This window comes from Arthrobacter sp. PAMC25564 (assembly GCF_004798705.1).
Taxonomy (GTDB): domain Bacteria; phylum Actinomycetota; class Actinomycetes; order Actinomycetales; family Micrococcaceae; genus Arthrobacter.
Window position 1 is genome coordinate 3580748 of the sequence record NZ_CP039290.1, and the last position, 16912, is coordinate 3597659.

Sequence of the window (16912 nt, forward strand, 5' to 3'; positions counted from 1 at the left end):
AATGCAAAAGGAGCCGGGCCGACGTCGGACATCGGCCACGGCTCCCGTGGGTGCGGCCCCCGGATCGGGAGGTGCAGCAGAAAATGTAGGGCTACTCGGACTTGAACCGAGGACCTTAGGATTATGAGTCCCGCGCTCTAACCAGCTGAGCTATAGCCCCCTGCGCCCGGAACCATTGCGGCCCGTGCGGGCCGGACTGCTTCCGGGCAAAAACACTCTAACAATAGTAGTCGGCCACGCCGCGCATCCGGCCGTGCAACGCGTCCATACGACGCGGCAGGGCTAGACGACGAGGTCGTCGTAGCTGGCGCCCCGGTAGATCTCCTCGAAAGTCTTCAAGGTGCGTTCAATACTGTGGTTCTCCACGATGCCCCGGCTTGCCTTGCCCATGGCAGCCAGTTCACCGGCGGGAAGCGTGAGCACCCGGACCATCTTGGCGGCCAGGTCGTCGCTGTCGTTCGGTGTGAACAGGTAGCCGTTTTCGCCGTCGCGGACCAGGTGCGGCAAGGCCATGGCGTCCGCCAGCAGCACAGGGGTGGACGCGGACATTGCTTCCAGCGTCACGAGGGACTGCAGTTCGGCCGTGCCTGGCATGCAGAACAGGTCCGCCGCAAGGTAGGCCTTGCGCAGATCGTCGTCACTGGCCAGGCCGAAGAACTTCACCCGGTCCGCCAGCCCCAGCCGGGCAACCTGCGCTTCGAGGGCCCGCCGGACTTCCCCGCCGCCGACGATCTCGAGGTGGATGTCCAACTCCTTGGGGGTCTTGGCGACGGCGTCGATCAACACGTCGATGTGCTTTTCCTCGGCAAGCCGGCCGACGAAGAGGACCGTGGGGCTGGCGTGGCGCTCCACCGTCTCGCCGGGCCTGGGCTCGTAGGCCGCGGCGTCAATGCCGTTGGAGAGGGGAAGGACCTTGGGCAGGAAGGCGTGATCATGCATGGCCTTGGCGGCCAGCGGCGTCGGGGTGGTCACCACATCGGCCTGGCCCATGACCTTTCCCATGTCCTTCCAGGAGATGCGTCCCACGATGTCCTTGAACCACTGCGGGAAGGGCAGGAAGGGGTTCAGGTTCTCGGGCATGAAGTGGTTGGTGGCCACGATCCGGACGCCACGCTTCACGGCCTCGTACAGCACGTGCTCGCCGATCATATAGTGGCTTTGGATGTGTACGACGTCGGGCTGGATCTTGTCGAACAGCAGGCTTATTTCCTTCTTGATCTCCCAGGGGAAGGTGATCCGGAAGTATTCGTGGGTGGGAACCGAGTGCGAGCGGATCCGGTGGACCGTGCCTTCGTCGCGGAATTCGGTGTAGCTCTTACCCTTGCCCGGGCGGCAGGCCAGGACGTGCACGTTGTGTCCGCGGGCGGTCATTCCCTTGGCGAGGCGGTAGCCGAACATGGCCGCGCCGTTGATGTTGGGCGGGTACGTTTCCGCCGCAATCAGGATGGTCAGCGGTTTCTGGTTGTCGGACATGGTCACGTGGATAGCTCCTGGTGTTCACGGTGCGGCAGCTGGGTCTGTGGTGGCCTGCTGGCCGTCGGTGCAGGCGCTCCGGGCCTGCTGCTGATGTCTGACTGAAGCCCTAGGACAGCCGGCCCGCGGCCCTCCGCGCGTCCTTCTTGCGCTTCGTGACCTCGGGATGGTGCCTGGACAGGGCGATCACTCCCACGATAGCAAGGGTTGCGGCCGCCCCCATCGCAATTGCCATCACGGCGTGGACGTCGGGACGCAGTTCACCAAGGATCGCGATGCCGATCGCAATGCCCACGATCGGGTCCACCACGGTCAATCCGGCGATCACCAGGTCCGGCGGGCCTCCGGAGTAGGCGCTCTGGACGAACCACGATCCGAGGCCGCCCGCGGCCGCGATTGCCACCACGGAATACCACTGCACGTTCAGCAGGGCGAGCCCGTTCGGATCCAACAGGTGCTTGCCGATAATACGGGTCAGGACTGCCACGAAGCCGAACAGGACGCCGGCGCCCAGGATGTAGATGAAGGCACTCATCCGGTGCTTGAAGAGCAGGGCGAGGGTGCCGAAGAGGCCGACGGCGAGGGCCAGCAGCAGCACGATGGTCAGCTCGTCCGAACGGCTGACGTGGTGGTTTTCCTGCGTCACGTTGACGGCCAGCACCACGAACAGCGCGGACCCGGTAACGCACGCGGAGATGGCCACCACCGTGGCCCTGTTGATACTGAGCCCCTGGTCCTTAGAGTTGACGATCGTGGTGATGACGAGCGCGATCGCCCCGATCGGCTGGACTACGGTCAGCGGCGCTGTCACCAGTGCGACGGCGTTCATCGCCATGCCGGCGCCCAGCAGCAGCAGCCCGAAGACCCAGCGGGGGTTCCGGATCAGGCGCAGCAGGCCATGGGTGCTGAGCGCCAGTCCGCCGGTGTCGGCCTTGACCGCACTGCCCTGGCGCTGGGCGCCGAAGGCAAGGAAGAAGGCACCAAGGACCGCCAGCAGCACGGCGAGCCAGACCATCAGCTGAGGCCGCCATCGTCGTCGCCGATCTTAAGTCTCTTGCCTTTACTGAGGATGGCCCGGAAGTAGTTGTAGCCCGCGATCCAGTGCGCCAACAGGCCCAGGCCAAGGAAGATCCACGCGGCCACAAAGCAGGTCTCGGCGGCCGGGATGGGCATCCTGGAGAGCACCAGCAGGGGTGTGCCGGTCAGCAGCAGCGCCGTGCGGAGCTTGCCCGTCCTGCTGACCGGCAGGTCCGGGTGGCTGTGGAAGTAGTGCAGCGACAGAGTGAGCAGGACGGCATCCGGGACGAGCAGGGCGGTCAGGTACCACCACTGGAGGACGCCGGCGATCACGAGGGTGACGGCGACGGCGATCAGGGACAGCCGGTCCGCGATGGGGTCCATGACCCGGCCGAGGTTGGACATCTGGTTGAACCGGCGGGCGATGTAGCCGTCCACCCAGTCGGTACTGCTCATGATGCCGAGGACCAGGGCGGCATAGCCGTATTCCTGCCGCGCCAGCACGAGCCAGATGAAGAGGGGGACACCGAGGAACCGCACCACGGTCAGGAGGTTGGGGACGGTGAAGACCGTGTCGTGGTGGATCAGGGGCTGTCCGGACCGGGTACCAGCGCCGATGAACCTCATCAGTTCCCCCTTTTCGTGGCCGGCAACGATTTAGCGTGGGAGCTCAGCGGGGCCTAGCCCTTGATCAGCTTGCGCAGGAGGTAGACCAGGGCGGCGGCCGAGGCGGTGAGCGCGACGAGCGGCTTCCAGCGCTGGCCGAGCTGTTCGGCGATTCCCGCGGTGTTGGCGGTGTTTGCCGTGGTTGCGGCGTTTGCCGTTTTTGCGGCGTTCGCCGTGATTGCGCTCCGGGCGGAGGAACGGAATCCGGCGACCTTGCCGCTGAGCTGCTCCTTGCCGTCCTGCAGTCGGACCTGGGCGGCGGCCAGCAGGGCCTGGGCCTGGGTCTTGACGTCGAGCTCGGCGTCGAGCTCATCGCGCACGCCGGTGAGGTGGCTGCGGCGCTGGTCGAGGCGGCGCCGCAGTTCGTCTTCGCTGGGCGGCGGCCCGAAGTCGGGCCGGGCGGCGGCTTTGGCTTCCTTCTCGGCTTTCGCCTTGGCGGCGGCCTCGGCCTTGGCTGCCTTGTACTGTTCGGAATCGGGGTCCAGGACCGCCGGGTTGAAGCCGGAGCCTTCCTTGGCGATGCCGAGATCGTATTTGAGTCCGCGGAGGGTCCCTTCCGGAACCAGCGGCATGGCTTTTTTGAACTTCCTGAGGCCCACCATTCCGCCGATCAGGGCAATCACCAGGAACAGGGCACAGACCAGCAGCGCAGCCAGCCAGGCCGGCATGATCGTGGCGAGCCCCATGATGGCGGCAACAATGAGACCGATCACCAGGAAGGCGACAAAGGCCAGGGCGACTGCGAAGAACGCTGCGGCAACGCCGAGCTGGATGCCCTTGCGCTTGAGCTCGACCTTGGCGAGGGCAATCTCGTCATTGAGCTGCCGTGGCACCAGCTTGAAGATCAGCCTCAGGGTCTTGGGCAGCGCGGCAATGCGCAGCCCGCCGCTTGTCCCGCCGCTGTGACGTCCGCTCATCGGTCCCGCCTAACTGGTTCCATCTGTCATTCCGTTTCCACGGATTGGCCGGGGCTGCACTGTTTCGCACAGACCTCGGTGTCAAAAGTACCATTCAGGTCCCCGGCGGGGCTGTGCCGGCGGGGTGTGGCGCGGCCCTGCCGCAGCCCGGGGGCGGTGCGGCAGGGCCCTAGGATTGGTCCCTGTGACCACCCCCACGAATCCCGGTGATTCCCTGAGCCGACGCCGCAGGCTCCTCTACGTTCTGATGCTTGGCGCCCTGACAGCTCTCGGCCCCTTCACGGTGGACCTCTACCTCCCCGCGTTCCCCGCCCTGGAAGCAAGCCTTGGTGTCTCCCAGGCGGCCGTGCAGCTGACGCTGACCGGGACAACGGTGGGCTTCGCGCTCGGACAGCTCGTGGTGGGTCCGCTGAGTGACAAGTTCGGCCGCCGGGTCCCCCTGATCCTGGCCACGGCGGTGCACATCGCTGCTTCGCTGGGGGCCGCCGTGTCCACGGATATCGCCACGCTTGGCTTCTTCCGGGTCCTGATGGGCGTCGGCGCCGCGGGAGGCGGCGTCGTGGCCATGGCCATGGTCCGGGACCTGTTCAGCGGCTACGCCATGGTGCGGATGTTCTCCAGGATGGCCCTTGTGAACGGCTTGGCCCCGATCCTTGCGCCGGTCATCGGCTCCCAGTTGCTCCTGTTGACGCCCTGGCCCGGCATCTTCGTCTTCCTGGCCGGCTACGGGACGTGCGTGATCATCGCGGCGGTCTTCGTCGTGCGGGAGACGCTCCCCCGCCAGCTGCGCGGCAAGACCGGGATGACGGCCCGCCAGCGGTACCAGGTGCTGTTTGCCGACAGGATCTTCGTTGGCGTGTTGCTGGTGGGTGGCATGAATTTCGCCGGGCTCTTCACCTATCTCTCGGCGTCGCCCTTCCTGTTCCAGGACATCTATGGGTTCACGCCGCAGCAGTACGGTCTGCTCTTCGGCGTGAACTCGCTGGGCATCGTCGCGGGCGTCCAGACCAGCTCCAGGCTCATCCGGCGCGTCCCGCCCCAATGGATCCTGGCCTGCTCCACGGCCTGGATGTTCCTGATGGCCGTGCTGATCGTCATCTTCGACCAGCTGGGCTTCGGGTTGTGGGGCGTGTTGGTGCCGCTCTGGTTCTACATCCTCGGTGCCGGTTTCACGTTCCCGACCGTCCAGGTGCTGGCGCTGGCCAAGCACGGCGCCCAGGCCGGAACCGCGGCCTCGCTGCTGGGCGCCGCGACGTTCCTGATGGCGGGGCTCGTCTCCCCCGTGGTCGGCTGGCTCGGCGTCGGGTCCGCCACCCCCATGGGCGCCGTCCAGGCCGCCTGCCTCCTCGCCGCCGCGGCGGCCCTGTGGCTCGTTGTACGGCCCGGCACCGTCCCTTCGATCCAGTAGGCGCGGGTCCCAAGCCGCCCTCCCGGGAGGACATGTCCAGTCCTGGCACACAGGACTGGACACAACGAGATCATGTCCACCCGCAAACCCGGGCGTGGGGCATGTCCGGAGGCTCGTTGTACGGCCCCGCACCGTCCCTTCGATCCAGTAGCCGCGGGTCCCAAGCCGCCCTGTTCCCGGTACGCTGCAGGCGATAAAGTTGTTTCATGCCCGACTGGCAGAACCCGCCACCCCTACCGGCCACGTGGCAGCGGTACGACGCCGGGATCCTGCCTCTGTGGTGGGAACGGCTGTGCAGCCAGACCAGTCCGCAGTCGGCGGCCCTGTACGCGGGCGGCCTGTTCGCCGAAGACCGGCGCCGTCCGATCGCCCAGTGGTACAATCCGGCCTACGAGTCGGCTCTCCTGGTCGCCCCCGAGACCTCCCCCGAATGGCCCGTGCAGCGGTTCGGCATCTTCTACGCCCCGCCGGGCGGCGGTTTCACCCAGGTGCATTCGGCGCCCCACGAGTGGCATCCCCGCGAGCCCCGGCAGGCCCCCACCGAGGATGAAGCGTTCCTGGCCGCCGTGGCCGAGGCCGAGCGTTTCCTCCAGGTCGAGATGTACTTCGTCTGAGCCCACAGCGCCGCACAAAGAATCCCCACCAAGAACCCGGCGCATAAAACACAAAGAATCCCCACCAAGAACCCGGCGCATAAAAAAGGTCCCGCGGCCGGTTGTTCACCGGCCGCGAGACCTGTCCGCTCCTCCTGCTGGACTTGAACCAGCAACCCTTCGATTAACAGTCGAATGCTCTGCCAATTGAGCTAAGGAGGAATGAAGCAGGTACGACATTAGCAAAGGTTTCGCCGCTTTGGAAATCGGCGGCGCACCCCGCGGCGGGAACCGAGGAAATACCCCCTCCGGGTATAAAAAAGTCCCCGTCCCGGTGACCCGGAACGGGGACTGCGCGCTCCTCCTGCTGGACTTGAACCAGCAACCCTTCGATTAACAGTCGAATGCTCTGCCAATTGAGCTAAGGAGGAATGAAGCGGCTATAAGCCTAGCAACACCCGGCCGGGAAGTGAAATTGGGGCCTGGGGCACCGGCCCTCAGGCGTCCGAGCGCAGCGCCCGGCGCTCCATCTCGAGCTGCATGAGTTCCCGGTTCAGCCGCTGGAACTCCTCGGGATCGGCGGAGGCATCGAGCCGCTGCAACTGGCCCATCTTGTCCGCCTTGACCCGGGTGATCTGCAGTTCAAACAGCCGCGCCAGGATGTCCCTGCAGTACCGCAGCACTCCCTCAGCGGTGTTGGCAGGCAGCGGCACGACGGCGAGTTCGGACACGAGCGGCCTGAGCGGCTCGGGGACTTCCTGCAGCAGCTGCTCCACCCAGCGCGCCGGATCCCCGGCGAAGCCGAGCCCGGTGGCCCGGATCGCCTCGTGGATGGCGAGGTAGGCCGGCGTCGAAAAGCGCGCCTCCGAGAACCGCTGCCATGTCTCGCCTTCCAGCATCGCCGGTTCCTGGAGGGCGACCTCGAGCGCCTGGCGTTCCATCGCCGCCACCGGGTCCCGGGGATCTGGCCGGTTGAAGGACGGCAGGGCCGGCGACGGCGGCAAGGGCGCCACTCCCGGCGCGGATCCTCCGGAAGCGTACCCTCGGGCGATCCCGTGCCCGCCCCCGTGGTCCTGCCTGTTGCCCTGCCCGTTCCCTCCGGCCCCGGAGCCTTGGGCCCGCTTGGCAGCCGCGCCGACGGCCCGGTTGACCTCCTCGACCGGCATGCCCAGCCAGCCGGCGAGCTCGCGGGCGTAGCCCGGACGGATCGCGGCGTCGCGGATCTGCGCCACGACGGGGGCGGCTTCGCGCAGGGCTGCGATCCGGCCTTCGACTGTGTCGAGGTTGTGCCTTTTCAAGGACGCGCGGATGGCAAATTCGAACAGCGGGCGGCGGGTGTTGATCAGGTCACGGACCGCGGAATCGCCCTTGGACTGGCGGAGGTCGCAGGGGTCGGCGCCGTTGGGTTCGACCGCGACGTAGGTCTGCGCCACGAAGCGCTGGTCCTCTTCGAAGGCGCGCAGCGCCGCCTTCTGGCCGGCGGCGTCGCCGTCGAAGGTGAAGATGACCTCTCCCCCGCTGCCGTCGTCCGAGAGCAGCCGGCGGGCGATCTTGATGTGCTCGGTACCGAAGGCGGTGCCGCAGGTGGCAACCGCCGTCGTGATTCCGGCCAGGTGGCAGGCCATCACGTCGGTGTAGCCTTCCACCACCACGAGCTGGCGTTCCCTGGCGATGTTCCGCTTGGCGAGGTCGATCCCGTAGAGGACCTGGGACTTCTTGTAGAGCGCGGTCTCGGGGGTGTTGAGGTACTTGGGGCCCTGGTCGTCCTCGTACAGCTTGCGCGCGCCGAAGCCGATCGTGTCGCCGGCGATGTCCCGGATGGGCCAGATCAGCCGGCCGCGGAAACGGTCGTAGATCCCCCGGCCGCCTTCAGAAAACATCCCGGTCAGCTTCAGTTCGGGGTCCGTGTAGCCGCGGCCGCGGAGGTGCTTGAGCAGGGAGTCCCAGCCCTGCGGGGCGTAGCCGACGCCGAACTGTTCGGATGCCGCGCGGTCGAAGCCGCGGCCGTAGAGGAAGTTGCGGCCTTCGGTGGCCGCCGGGGTCAGAAGCTGTGCGCGGAAGAATTCATCGGCCACCTTGTGGGCGTCCAGCAGCCGCTGCCGCCGGCCGATCTCGTCCCGGTTGGGACCGGAGCCGCCGTCCTCGTAATGGAGTTCGAAGCCGATCCTGGACGCCAGCTTTTCCACCGCCTCCTGGAACGAGGTGTGGTCCAGTTTCTGCACGAAGGAGATGACGTCGCCGTCCTCGCCGCAGCCGAAGCAGTGGTACCGCCCGGCCTGCGGACGGACGGTGAAAGAGGGCGAGCGCTCGTCGTGGAAAGGGCAGAGGCCCTTGAAGGATCCCAGCCCCGCGCCCTTCAGGGTGACGTAGCCGTCGACAACTTCCTTGATGTCCGTGCGCTGGCGTACTTCGTCAATATCAACACGCTTGATCAGGCCGGACACAGTGCCATCCTAGTCACCACAGCGACGGCAGGCTGCCGACGAGCCGTTCGTAGAGGGCCAGCGCGGAGCCGTCCGTGAGCGATGCGACCTGGTCGATGACGACGCGCAGCCGTGCGCCGTCGTCCTCCGCGTCGCGCCAGTCGGCGGCGAACATCGGCTCCAGGTGGCGGTCCCCAGTGGCGGTCAGGGCGGTGACCAGCGCATGCAGGACCTCACGCTGGCGTTCGTAGATGGGCTGCCGGTGTTCGGTGGTCATCACGAAGGTGGTGGCCAGGCCCTTCATCACCGCGATTTCCATCACGGTCTCGTCCGGAACGATCAGCTCCGCGTTGTAGCGGGTGAGGTTCTCCGGTCCGTAGACGGCGCGGGTGGCTTCGAGGGCGCTCTGGCAGAACCGGCCGATGAGCTGGCTGGTCATGTCCTTCAGCGCTGCCATGGACTTGCGGCTGCCGTCGGCCTCGCGCACCCAGACCCTCGTCGCCTCAAGCCTGGCCAGCGCGGCGTCGATGGCGGCGGGATCATTGTGCGGCAGGTACCACTGCTTGGCGTAGCCCACGACGCGGGCACGGTGGTCAGGGTTGTCCATCCAGCGGAGCTGGAAGTGGCCGGCGACGATCGCGTCCTCGACGTCGTGCACGGAATAGGAGATGTCGTCCGCGAGGTCCATGACCTGTGCTTCCAGGCAGGATCGGCGTCCCGGGGCGCCCTCGCGGATCCAGTCGAAGATCGGCAGATCGTCCTCGTAGGCGCCGAATTTGCTGGTCCGTTCGCCGTGGAGGACGGGGGCGTTCTCGGCCGACCACGGGTATTTGGCGGCGGCGTCGAGGCTGGCGCGGGTCAGGTTCAGCCCGGCGGGCCGTCCGTCCGGGGCCAGGACCTTCGGTTCCAGCCGGGTCAGCAGGCGCAGGGTCTGGGCGTTGCCTTCGAAGCCGCCGATCGCGTGCGCAACCTCGTTCAGGGCGGATTCGCCGTTGTGCCCGAAGGGCGGATGGCCCAGGTCATGGCTGAGGCAGGCGGTGTCAACGACGTCGGGGTCGCAGCCCAGGGCATGGCCCAGCTCGCGGCCCACCTGCGCGACTTCGAGGCTGTGCGTGAGCCGGGTGCGCACGAAGTCATCGGTGTCCGGGGCCACCACCTGGGTCTTGGCGCCAAGCCGGCGCAGGGCCGAGGAGTGCAGGACCCGGGCGCGGTCGCGCTCGAAATCGGAGCGGTAGGTGGATTTGGGCGGCTCCTCCACCCAGCGGGCGCAGTCGCGGGCCTCGTAGCCGTCCAGCACCGGGGCGGTGGTCCTGGTCTCAGCCACCGGAGACGTCCAGTTCGGCGTGGCAGATCTCGCGCGACTGTTCGGCGTCCATCGTGCGGTCCAGCAGCCAGTCCTTGGGCAGCGCGGGCCTCTTGGGCGAACCCGCACGGCCGCGCGGACCCTCGGCGTCGACACCGGGGTACGGCGAATCAAGATCCAGCTGGTCCAGCGTCCCGCGCAGCACCTCGAGGCTTGTCACGAGCGCCAGCCTGGTGCGCAGTTCGCTGCCGACGACGTAGCCCTTGAAGTACCAGGCGATGTGCTTGCGGATCTCACGCAGGGCCTTGCCCTCGTCGCCGAAGGTCTCGACCATGAGCTGGGCGTGGCGGTAGACGCTTTCGGCCACCTTGCGCAGGTCCGGCTTGTGGCGGACGTCGCTGCCTTCAAAGGCCGCCATGAGGTCCCCGAACAGCCACGGCCGGCCCTGGCAGCCGCGGCCCACCACCACGCCGTCGACGCCGGTTTCGCGGACCATCCGGATGGCGTCGTCCGCGGACCAGATGTCGCCGTTGCCGAGCACCGGGATGTCCGGCAGCGCCTCGCGCAGCCGGGCGATGGCAGACCAGTCGGCCTGCCCGGAATAGAACTGTGCGGTGGTGCGGCCGTGAAGCGTGACGGCGGCCACGCCCGAATCCCGGGCGATCCGGCCGGCATCGAGGTACGTCAGGTGGTCCTCGTCGATGCCCTTGCGCATCTTGATGGTCAGCGGGATGTTGCCGTTGGAGGCCTCCTTGACGGCGGTCCGGACGATCGAGGTGAACAGGTCCGTCTTCCACGGCAGGGCCGATCCGCCCCCGCGCCGGGTGACCTTGGGGACCGGGCAGCCGAAGTTGAGGTCGATATGGTCCGCGCGGTCCTCTTCGACCAGCAACCGCACGGCCGCACCGACGGTCACCGGGTCCACGCCGTAGAGCTGGACGGAGCGGACCTTTTCGTCGTCGTCGTGCGCGATGATCCGCAGCGATTCGGGCGTGCGCTCCACGAGGGCACGCGAGGTGACCATCTCCGCCACGTACAGGCCGCCGCCGTACTCACGGCAGAGCCTGCGGAAGGCGGAGTTGGTGATGCCCGCCATGGGTGCCAGGATCACGGGGGTGTCCACCGTGAGGGGGCCCAGCCTCAGGGGCGGGAGTTCCAGCTTGGGGGCGGGAGGCGTTGCTACAACAGTCACCCGTCCATTGTCTCAAAGCCGGGCAAATCGGCTGCGTCCACCTCGGCTATGTGGGTAAATTGCCTCAGCTCCGGACGGCGGCCCGGCGCCCGCGGCGGGTGTCGGGCGCCGTTTCGGACCCGCCGGCGGCGTCACCCCCGCGGTCGCGGCCGGTGACGCCGACGGCGTCGTCCGCCGCCCGGGGCGGGGCCTGCACGGCAGCGCTGACGCGGCCGCCCGTTGTCATCCGGACGCCGCGGGCGCCGGCCTTGATTCCGGTGGCTTTGACCACGAGCACCGCGATCAGCGTGGTGACGGGGATCGCCAGGACCAGCCCGATGGAGCCGACGAGCGTGCGGATCACTTCTTCGGACAGTTCGGCGCTGGTGAGGGCGTCCCCCAGGGGCCGCTCGTAGAGCATCACGATGATCAGGATGGGCAGCGCGGCGCCGGCGTAGGCGAACGCGATGGTGTAGACGGTGGAGGCGATGTGGTCGCGGCCGATCCGCATGGCGGAACTGAAGAGCTTTCGGGCGCTGGTCTGCGGGGCGAGTTCCCACAGTTCCCAGACGGCGGAGGACTGGGTAATGGTGACGTCGTTCAGGACGCCCAGCCCGGAAATAATGAGGCCGCACAGGATGATCCCGGAGATCGAGATGTGGTCTGAAATGTTGGCGAGCGTGGCGGCGTCGTGGTTGCCCACCCCGGCAAGGTTCGCGGCGTCGGTGGCCCAGGCAGCCAGCAGCGAGGTGATGCCGAGGCCGAACATGGTGCCCAGCAGGGCCGTCGACGTCCGGGCGGAGAAGCCGTGGGCGAAGTAGAGCACCCCAATCATGATCACCGTGGACCCGACGAGTGCCAGGAGCAGCGGAGGCTTTCCTTCCACCAGCCCGGGGAGAATGAAGGAGACCAGCACGGCGTAAGCCCCCACGAGGCCGATCAGGGCCCGCAGCCCGCGCCAGCGCGCCACCGCGATCACGACGACGGCATAGAGCAAAGCGAGGAAGATGATGGGCAGCGTGCGGACGAAGTCGACGAAGACATAGGCGGGCGAGCCCTGGCCTGCGGCGGCGCCCTGGGCCTGGGAGAGATTCAGGTAGCGGATGTTGTCGCCGGGCTTGACGCCGTGGGATTTGGCGACGTCGGGGTTGATGACGACCTTGACGGGATTGCCGCCCTTGTCCGGCTCGGTGTAGGCGAAGGTGCACTGCGAGCCCTGCTGCGCAGGCTGCCCGTCCATGCAGTTGCCTGACACCACCCGCTGGATCTTGCCGGTGTCGAAGGTAACGCCGGGCGCCGCCGCGTACGGGCTGGCCAGTGTGATGCCCTCCTTGCTGCCCGAGGGCCACATCATCACCATGGCGGCGAGCGTCAGGAGCGTCAGCGGGACCAGGACAGCGGCCAGGATCCAGTTGGCTTTCTTCCGGGCGGCGAGCGCCTGGGGCGTCGGCTCAGCATGGTCCGTGTGGGCATGTGAATGTCCGGCACCCATCAGCAGTTCAACCTCATGCCATGCAACTTTACGGCCTGCGCGGAGTCCTGCCGCACACGAGAAGCCCCCGGCACCCGCCGGGCTGCCGGGGGCTTCACACGCCCTTTGACCGGATCCCGGAGGCTTTACTGGGGAGGGATGTTCTGGTTGATGTGGAAGAGGTTCTGCGGATCATACTTGGCTTTGATGGCACTCAGTCGCTTGAAGTTCTCCCCATAGTTCTCCGCAACTCTGGGCAGGTCATCGCCGTCCATGAAGTTGATGTAGCCGCCGGGCGCCGAATAGGGCCGCAGGGCGGCCGCATACTCCCGCACCCAGGCGATGTTGGCCTCGTTATCGGCAGGATCGGACCAAATGCCGGCAATCACCGGGGCGAACTTCACGTTGCGGTTCGCGAAGGCCGTTTCGGTGGCCCCCACCCGCTGCACAGCTCCGTCGATGGAGTAGAGGTGCACGGCGGTTTGCACGCTGGGCACTCTGCTCCCGTAGTCGAGGTGAGTATTAATGGCGCCGTCGTTGAGCTCGGCCAGGAAGTCCGCCTTCCAGTAACCCTGCAGCCCCTTGGGCAGCAGCGGGTCGAAGGCCTGGTTCAGGGCCGGGTAGGGCATTGGCCCGACCATGGATCCGGCCACGGGGGCGACGTCCAGGAAAGGCTTCCAACGGCTGGGCCCTTCGGCCTGATCGCCTGCCCACATCCCGACGACGACGGCCACCGGCTTTCCATGCCATTCCTCGGGAAGGAACGGCACCGGCGGCCCGAGGGCGAATCCAAGGAAAGACCCAAACTCTTCGGGGGCTGACGCCAAGTAGTCGCGATAGAACTTCGCCACCGTCTCCGCGTGCTCCATCGGGTAGATGACGATCCCGACGTGGACCATGTCCACCGGATGCAACCGGTACTCCAGCGAGGTCACGACCCCGAAGTTCCCACCGCCGCCGCGCAGCGCCCAGAAGAGATCCTCGTTCTCGCTTTCGCTGGCCGTCACGAATTTTCCCTCCGCCGTCACAACGTCGGCCGAGATGAGGTTGTCGCAGCTGAGGCCGTACTTGCGGGCCAGGTAGCCGATCCCGCCGCCCAAAGTCAGCCCGGCCACGCCGGTCGAGCCCACAATACCGCCGGTGGTCGCCAGCCCGAAGGCATGCGTGGCGTGGTTGAAGTCGGCCCAGGTGGCGCCCGCCTCGGAACGCGCCGTCCTGGCTACGGGATCAACCCGGACCCCCGAGGTGTTGGCGAAGTCGATGACCAAGGCGCCATCCCACGTGCCGAAGCCCGGGGCGCTGTGGCCTCCCCCGCGGATGGCCAGGTCCATGGCGTTGTCGCGGGCGAAGTTGATGCAGGCGATGACATCGGCCACCTGGGACACCCGGACCACCGCCGCCGGGCGCTTGTCGATCATGCCGTTGTAGACCGCGCGTGCCGCATCGTAGTCGGCGTCGGCGGGCGTGACGATCTGCCCGCGGACCTGCTCCCGCAGGCCATCCAAAGATGTTGCGTTCATTTCTGTACCGTCGATTTCATCGTGAGACCCGACCCGGACGGTAATCTGCGCTCCCAGCCGGCATGACGCCCGGAGGTTTACGTCAAAAGAAATACTCCTCCGGCCATGCGCCGTCAATAGGATGCTGCTGTCTGCGGAACGCCCGCGGCGCCGCGCCAATCGCCCGGGCCCTCGGCTCCGAATGGACTATAGGCAGGTCCTGGCGGACCGCGGGAATGCCCGGCGGACGACGTCGGTTCGAAGCCGCGGTTTGACCCGCGGGCGCAGCGACTTATGGTAGGTAATTGACGGATGTGGAGGGCAACGGCGTGGCCAAGCGCAGACTGGACGACCGCGAACATGAGGCGGCCGGGGCGGGGCCGGCAGCCAAGGCTGTATTGACGGTTGCCGAGGCGGCCGGGACCACCCGCGGCGTCGCACTGGTGCTGCACGGCGGGGAGGCGGACAGCTATGGCACCGTCCGCGCCCGGAACCTGAGCCCGGCCCGGATGTTGCCGTTTGTGCAGGCGCTCCGGGCCCAGGGCGGTCCCCACGGCCTGGCCGTGTGGAACCTCCGGAACCGGTACCGGGGGTGGAACGGGGAGGACATGTCCCCTGTCCAGGACGCCCGGTGGGCACTCGCGCAGATCAGCCGCGAGCATCCAAGGCTCCCCGTCTACCTCCTGGGGCACTCGATGGGCGGGCTCACGGCCATGTGCGTAGCCGATGACCCGCAGGTGGCGGCCGTGGTGGCCCTCGCCCCATGGTTGAGCATGGAAACACCGGTGGAACGGGTGGCCGGGAGGCGGATCCTGATCGTCCATGGCACGGAGGACCGCTGGACCAGCCCGGCCAACTCGCTGGCCTACGCACGGCGGGCAGACGGCGTCGCCGAATCCGTGGACTACGTCGCGCTCAAGGGCGCGGGGCACTTCATGCTCCGCCGCGTGGGGCTATGGAACTCGCTCGCGAACGGCTTCATCCTCGACGCTTTCGCGGCGGGCACCGGCATCGGAACCGGGATTGAGGCCGGCACGGAGGCCCTGCGCCGTATCCTGCCCGCGGCCGGCGGCAGCCTTCCGGTGGTGCTGTGATGCCGTTCTTCCCGCTCGGCGCCTTCCTCGCCAGCCTGCCGTGGGCGGCCGCGGCGCTCGCGGTCCTGCTGGCGTTGACCTTCGCGGTCGCCGTACGGCAGGGCCGTCATTCGGTCATGGACACGGTCTGGGGACTCGGCTTTGTGGTGGTGGCCGCTGTCTCCTGGCTGCTCTCGGCAGGACACGGCGACGGCGGCCGCCGCCTGCTGCTCCTGGCCCTGGTGGCGGTGTGGGGCATCCGGCTGGCCGCCCACATCGGGCTGCGCTCACGCGGCGGACACGAGGATCCGCGGTACGTGGACATGCTCTCCGCTGCGCCGGGCTCGCGCCACGTCTATGCTCTGCGGCGGGTTTACCTGCCGCAGGGCCTGGTGCTGTTCTTCGTCTCGCTCACCGTGCAGCTTGGCATGTTCAGTACGGGCCCGCTCGGCTGGCTGGCGCTGGCGGGGGTCCTGGCCTGGACCCTGGGCTTCATCTTCGAGACGGTCGGCGACTGGCAGCTGGCGCGGTTCAAGGCCGATCCGTCCAGGCGTGGAACCGTCCTCAACACCGGGCTCTGGCGCTACACCCGGCATCCCAATTATTTCGGCGACGCCGCCGTCTGGGCCGGTCTCTTCCTCGTCGCCGCCGACTCCTGGCCCGGCGTCCTGACCGTCCTCTCCCCGGCCCTGATGATCTGGACCCTCGCCGGCAAAACCGGGAAACCGCTGACGGAGAAAGCCATGTCCGCCCGCCCGGGCTACCGGGAGTACATCGAGTCCACCTCGGGTTTCATCCCCTGGCCGCCCCGCCCGCGCTAGTTGTCGCCACCGGCCACGCGACGCGCAAATGCCCTGCCGCTGCCGGAATTCCGGCAGCGGCAGGGCATTTGCGCAGCGACGGGCGCCGGGCGCTGCGGGTCAGTCGGAGACAACCAGGGTTTCGGCGCCCTGGATGTGCGCGTTGCCGCTTTCCAGCAGCGGCTCGACGACGGCACGCAGCGCCGTCATCGAATCGTCCACTTCCAGCAGCACCGGGTACTGGTACGCGATCAAGGCCAGCAGGTCACGGACCGAGGCCTGGGCCTGCTCCGGGCTGAGCTGCGGATCGTGGCCCAGGAATACCTCCGAGGGCTGCCCGGAGGGGCCGTCCCCGGGGCTCAGCTCCGCATAACTGATGGCGAAAGCCTCCAGCCGGCCTTTCCTGCTGGCCGGGATGCCCTGGCCGAAGGCGCTGGCCTGCGGGGCCCGCAGCACGATCGCGCCGTGGGCACCGCTGAGCTCATCCAGGAACAGCCGCTGCACGGTGCCGATGCCCAGCTCCCCCGGGCTGTCCCAACCGTGCACCGCCGTGTAGTAGCGGCCCACGACGTCGCTCAGTTCCACCGAACCGGTGGCAAGATCCTCCACCCGCTCGGAGGCCGCGGATTCGGAACCGTCACCGAAGACGGGCAGCCTGAGCGCACCGGGCGCCACGACGACGAGGCGTGAGCGCTGGATCGGGGACAGTCCCGCCGCCTCGGCGAACGCCGCCCCCGGGGTGCCGGGCTCCACCTTGCAGCGCAGCCTGGAGACGCCCGACGGCGCCCGTTCGGCCTCGTGGCGGAGCATCGTCAGCAGGGTGGAGCCAATGCCGGCGCGGCGGTGGTTCCGGTCGACCTCGATGTAGGCCCAGAGCCGTTCCGGATGCAGGGAGGCCTCATGTACCACGCCGGCCGCGACCGGGATGGCCACGCCGTCGACGACGTCCTCGGCCACGATGCAGCGGCGCCACGGCGAGTTGCCCGAGGGCGCCAGCGTGCCGCGGAACTGTCCGGCCTGGACCGTTTCCGGGCCGCCCCAGATTTCCAGCAGCGCGAGGTCATCGCCGTCGCGCCATTCACGGTATGCGATCGCCAT

General features: G+C 67.8%; 14 protein-coding genes and 3 tRNA genes. 4 read left to right on the forward strand and 13 right to left on the reverse strand.

Going from position 1 to position 16912, the window contains the following annotated elements; translation table 11 throughout:
• Window positions 1-86: 86 nt before the first annotated feature.
• The 5 genes from E5206_RS16665 to E5206_RS16685 all read right to left on the reverse strand — a co-directional run bounded on the left by E5206_RS16665 (window position 87) and on the right by E5206_RS16685 (window position 4073).
• Window positions 87-160, reverse strand: a tRNA-Ile gene (locus E5206_RS16665).
• Window positions 161-282: 122 nt separating this feature from the next.
• Window positions 283-1479 (reverse strand): glycosyltransferase, encoded by a 1197-nt coding sequence (locus E5206_RS16670; RefSeq protein ID WP_136323467.1) that lies wholly within the window; start codon window positions 1477-1479, stop codon window positions 283-285.
• A 103-nt stretch (window positions 1480-1582) separates the two neighbouring features.
• Complete coding sequence (locus E5206_RS16675; RefSeq protein WP_136323468.1) at window positions 1583-2488, reverse strand: DMT family transporter; 906 nt, start codon at window positions 2486-2488, stop codon at window positions 1583-1585.
• A complete protein-coding gene (locus E5206_RS16680) occupies window positions 2488-3117 on the reverse strand; it encodes a CDP-alcohol phosphatidyltransferase family protein (RefSeq protein ID WP_136323469.1) in 630 nt (209 codons plus the stop codon). Before E5206_RS16680 ends, E5206_RS16675 begins: the two co-directional genes overlap by 1 nt.
• A gap of 53 nt (window positions 3118-3170) precedes the next feature.
• Complete coding sequence (locus tag E5206_RS16685; RefSeq protein ID WP_136323470.1) at window positions 3171-4073, reverse strand: phage holin family protein; 903 nt, start codon at window positions 4071-4073, stop codon at window positions 3171-3173.
• Between the two features lie 184 nt (window positions 4074-4257).
• Between E5206_RS16685 and E5206_RS16690 the strand changes: the two genes are divergently transcribed.
• Entirely contained in the window at window positions 4258-5481 is a 1224-nt protein-coding gene (locus tag E5206_RS16690) for a multidrug effflux MFS transporter (RefSeq protein WP_136323471.1), read from the forward strand.
• Between the two features lie 206 nt (window positions 5482-5687).
• The gene (locus tag E5206_RS16695) at window positions 5688-6095 is read left to right on the forward strand and encodes a hypothetical protein (RefSeq protein ID WP_136323472.1); all 408 of its coding nucleotides are present in this window, start codon (window positions 5688-5690) and stop codon (window positions 6093-6095) included.
• Window positions 6096-6223: 128 nt separating this feature from the next.
• Here the strand turns inward: E5206_RS16695 and E5206_RS16700 are convergent.
• The 7 genes from E5206_RS16700 to E5206_RS16730 form a co-directional block, all read right to left on the reverse strand.
• Window positions 6224-6296, reverse strand: a tRNA-Asn gene (locus tag E5206_RS16700).
• A gap of 136 nt (window positions 6297-6432) precedes the next feature.
• Window positions 6433-6505, reverse strand: a tRNA-Asn gene (locus tag E5206_RS16705).
• 66 nt (window positions 6506-6571) lie between these two features.
• Window positions 6572-8518 (reverse strand): DNA primase, encoded by a 1947-nt coding sequence (dnaG, locus tag E5206_RS16710; RefSeq protein WP_136323473.1) that lies wholly within the window; start codon window positions 8516-8518, stop codon window positions 6572-6574.
• Window positions 8519-8531: 13 nt separating this feature from the next.
• Window positions 8532-9821: a deoxyguanosinetriphosphate triphosphohydrolase gene (locus E5206_RS16715; protein ID WP_136323474.1), complete on the reverse strand. Its 1290-nt coding sequence runs from the start codon at window positions 9819-9821 to the stop codon at window positions 8532-8534.
• A complete protein-coding gene (dusB, locus tag E5206_RS16720) occupies window positions 9814-10992 on the reverse strand; it encodes a tRNA dihydrouridine synthase DusB (RefSeq protein ID WP_136323475.1) in 1179 nt (392 codons plus the stop codon). Before dusB ends, E5206_RS16715 begins: the two co-directional genes overlap by 8 nt.
• 64 nt (window positions 10993-11056) lie before the next feature.
• The gene (locus E5206_RS16725; protein ID WP_136323476.1) at window positions 11057-12463 is read right to left on the reverse strand and encodes a YibE/F family protein; all 1407 of its coding nucleotides are present in this window, start codon (window positions 12461-12463) and stop codon (window positions 11057-11059) included.
• A gap of 125 nt (window positions 12464-12588) precedes the next feature.
• A complete protein-coding gene (locus tag E5206_RS16730) occupies window positions 12589-13962 on the reverse strand; it encodes an FAD-binding oxidoreductase (RefSeq protein WP_136323477.1) in 1374 nt (457 codons plus the stop codon).
• A 293-nt stretch (window positions 13963-14255) separates the two neighbouring features.
• Between E5206_RS16730 and E5206_RS16735 the strand changes: the two genes are divergently transcribed.
• Together E5206_RS16735 and E5206_RS16740 are read left to right on the forward strand one after the other, a co-directional pair.
• On the forward strand, window positions 14256-15035 hold the full coding sequence (locus E5206_RS16735; RefSeq protein WP_346763475.1) for an alpha/beta hydrolase: 780 nt from the start codon (window positions 14256-14258) through the stop codon (window positions 15033-15035).
• On the forward strand, window positions 15035-15835 hold the full coding sequence (locus E5206_RS16740; RefSeq protein WP_136323478.1) for a DUF1295 domain-containing protein: 801 nt from the start codon (window positions 15035-15037) through the stop codon (window positions 15833-15835). Before E5206_RS16735 ends, E5206_RS16740 begins: the two co-directional genes overlap by 1 nt.
• Window positions 15836-15934: 99 nt before the next feature.
• On the opposite strand, the gene E5206_RS16745 is transcribed toward E5206_RS16740, so the two are convergent.
• Window positions 15935-16912, reverse strand: a complete 978-nt coding sequence (locus tag E5206_RS16745; RefSeq protein WP_136323479.1) for a GNAT family N-acetyltransferase — start codon at window positions 16910-16912, stop codon at window positions 15935-15937.

Coding starts and splice junctions, on each gene's coding strand:
- E5206_RS16725 (WP_136323476.1), bottom strand. CDS start 12,463: ATGGGTGCCGGACATTCACATGCCCACACGGACCATGCTGAGCCGACG.
- E5206_RS16675 (WP_136323468.1), bottom strand. CDS start 2,488: ATGGTCTGGCTCGCCGTGCTGCTGGCGGTCCTTGGTGCCTTCTTCCTT.
- E5206_RS16730 (WP_136323477.1), bottom strand. CDS start 13,962: ATGAACGCAACATCTTTGGATGGCCTGCGGGAGCAGGTCCGCGGGCAG.
- E5206_RS16685 (WP_136323470.1), bottom strand. CDS start 4,073: ATGAGCGGACGTCACAGCGGCGGGACAAGCGGCGGGCTGCGCATTGCC.
- E5206_RS16695 (WP_136323472.1), top strand. CDS start 5,688: ATGCCCGACTGGCAGAACCCGCCACCCCTACCGGCCACGTGGCAGCGG.
- E5206_RS16680 (WP_136323469.1), bottom strand. CDS start 3,117: ATGAGGTTCATCGGCGCTGGTACCCGGTCCGGACAGCCCCTGATCCAC.
- E5206_RS16745 (WP_136323479.1), bottom strand. CDS start 16,912: ATGGCGATCGCATACCGTGAATGGCGCGACGGCGATGACCTCGCGCTG.
- E5206_RS16740 (WP_136323478.1), top strand. CDS start 15,035: ATGCCGTTCTTCCCGCTCGGCGCCTTCCTCGCCAGCCTGCCGTGGGCG.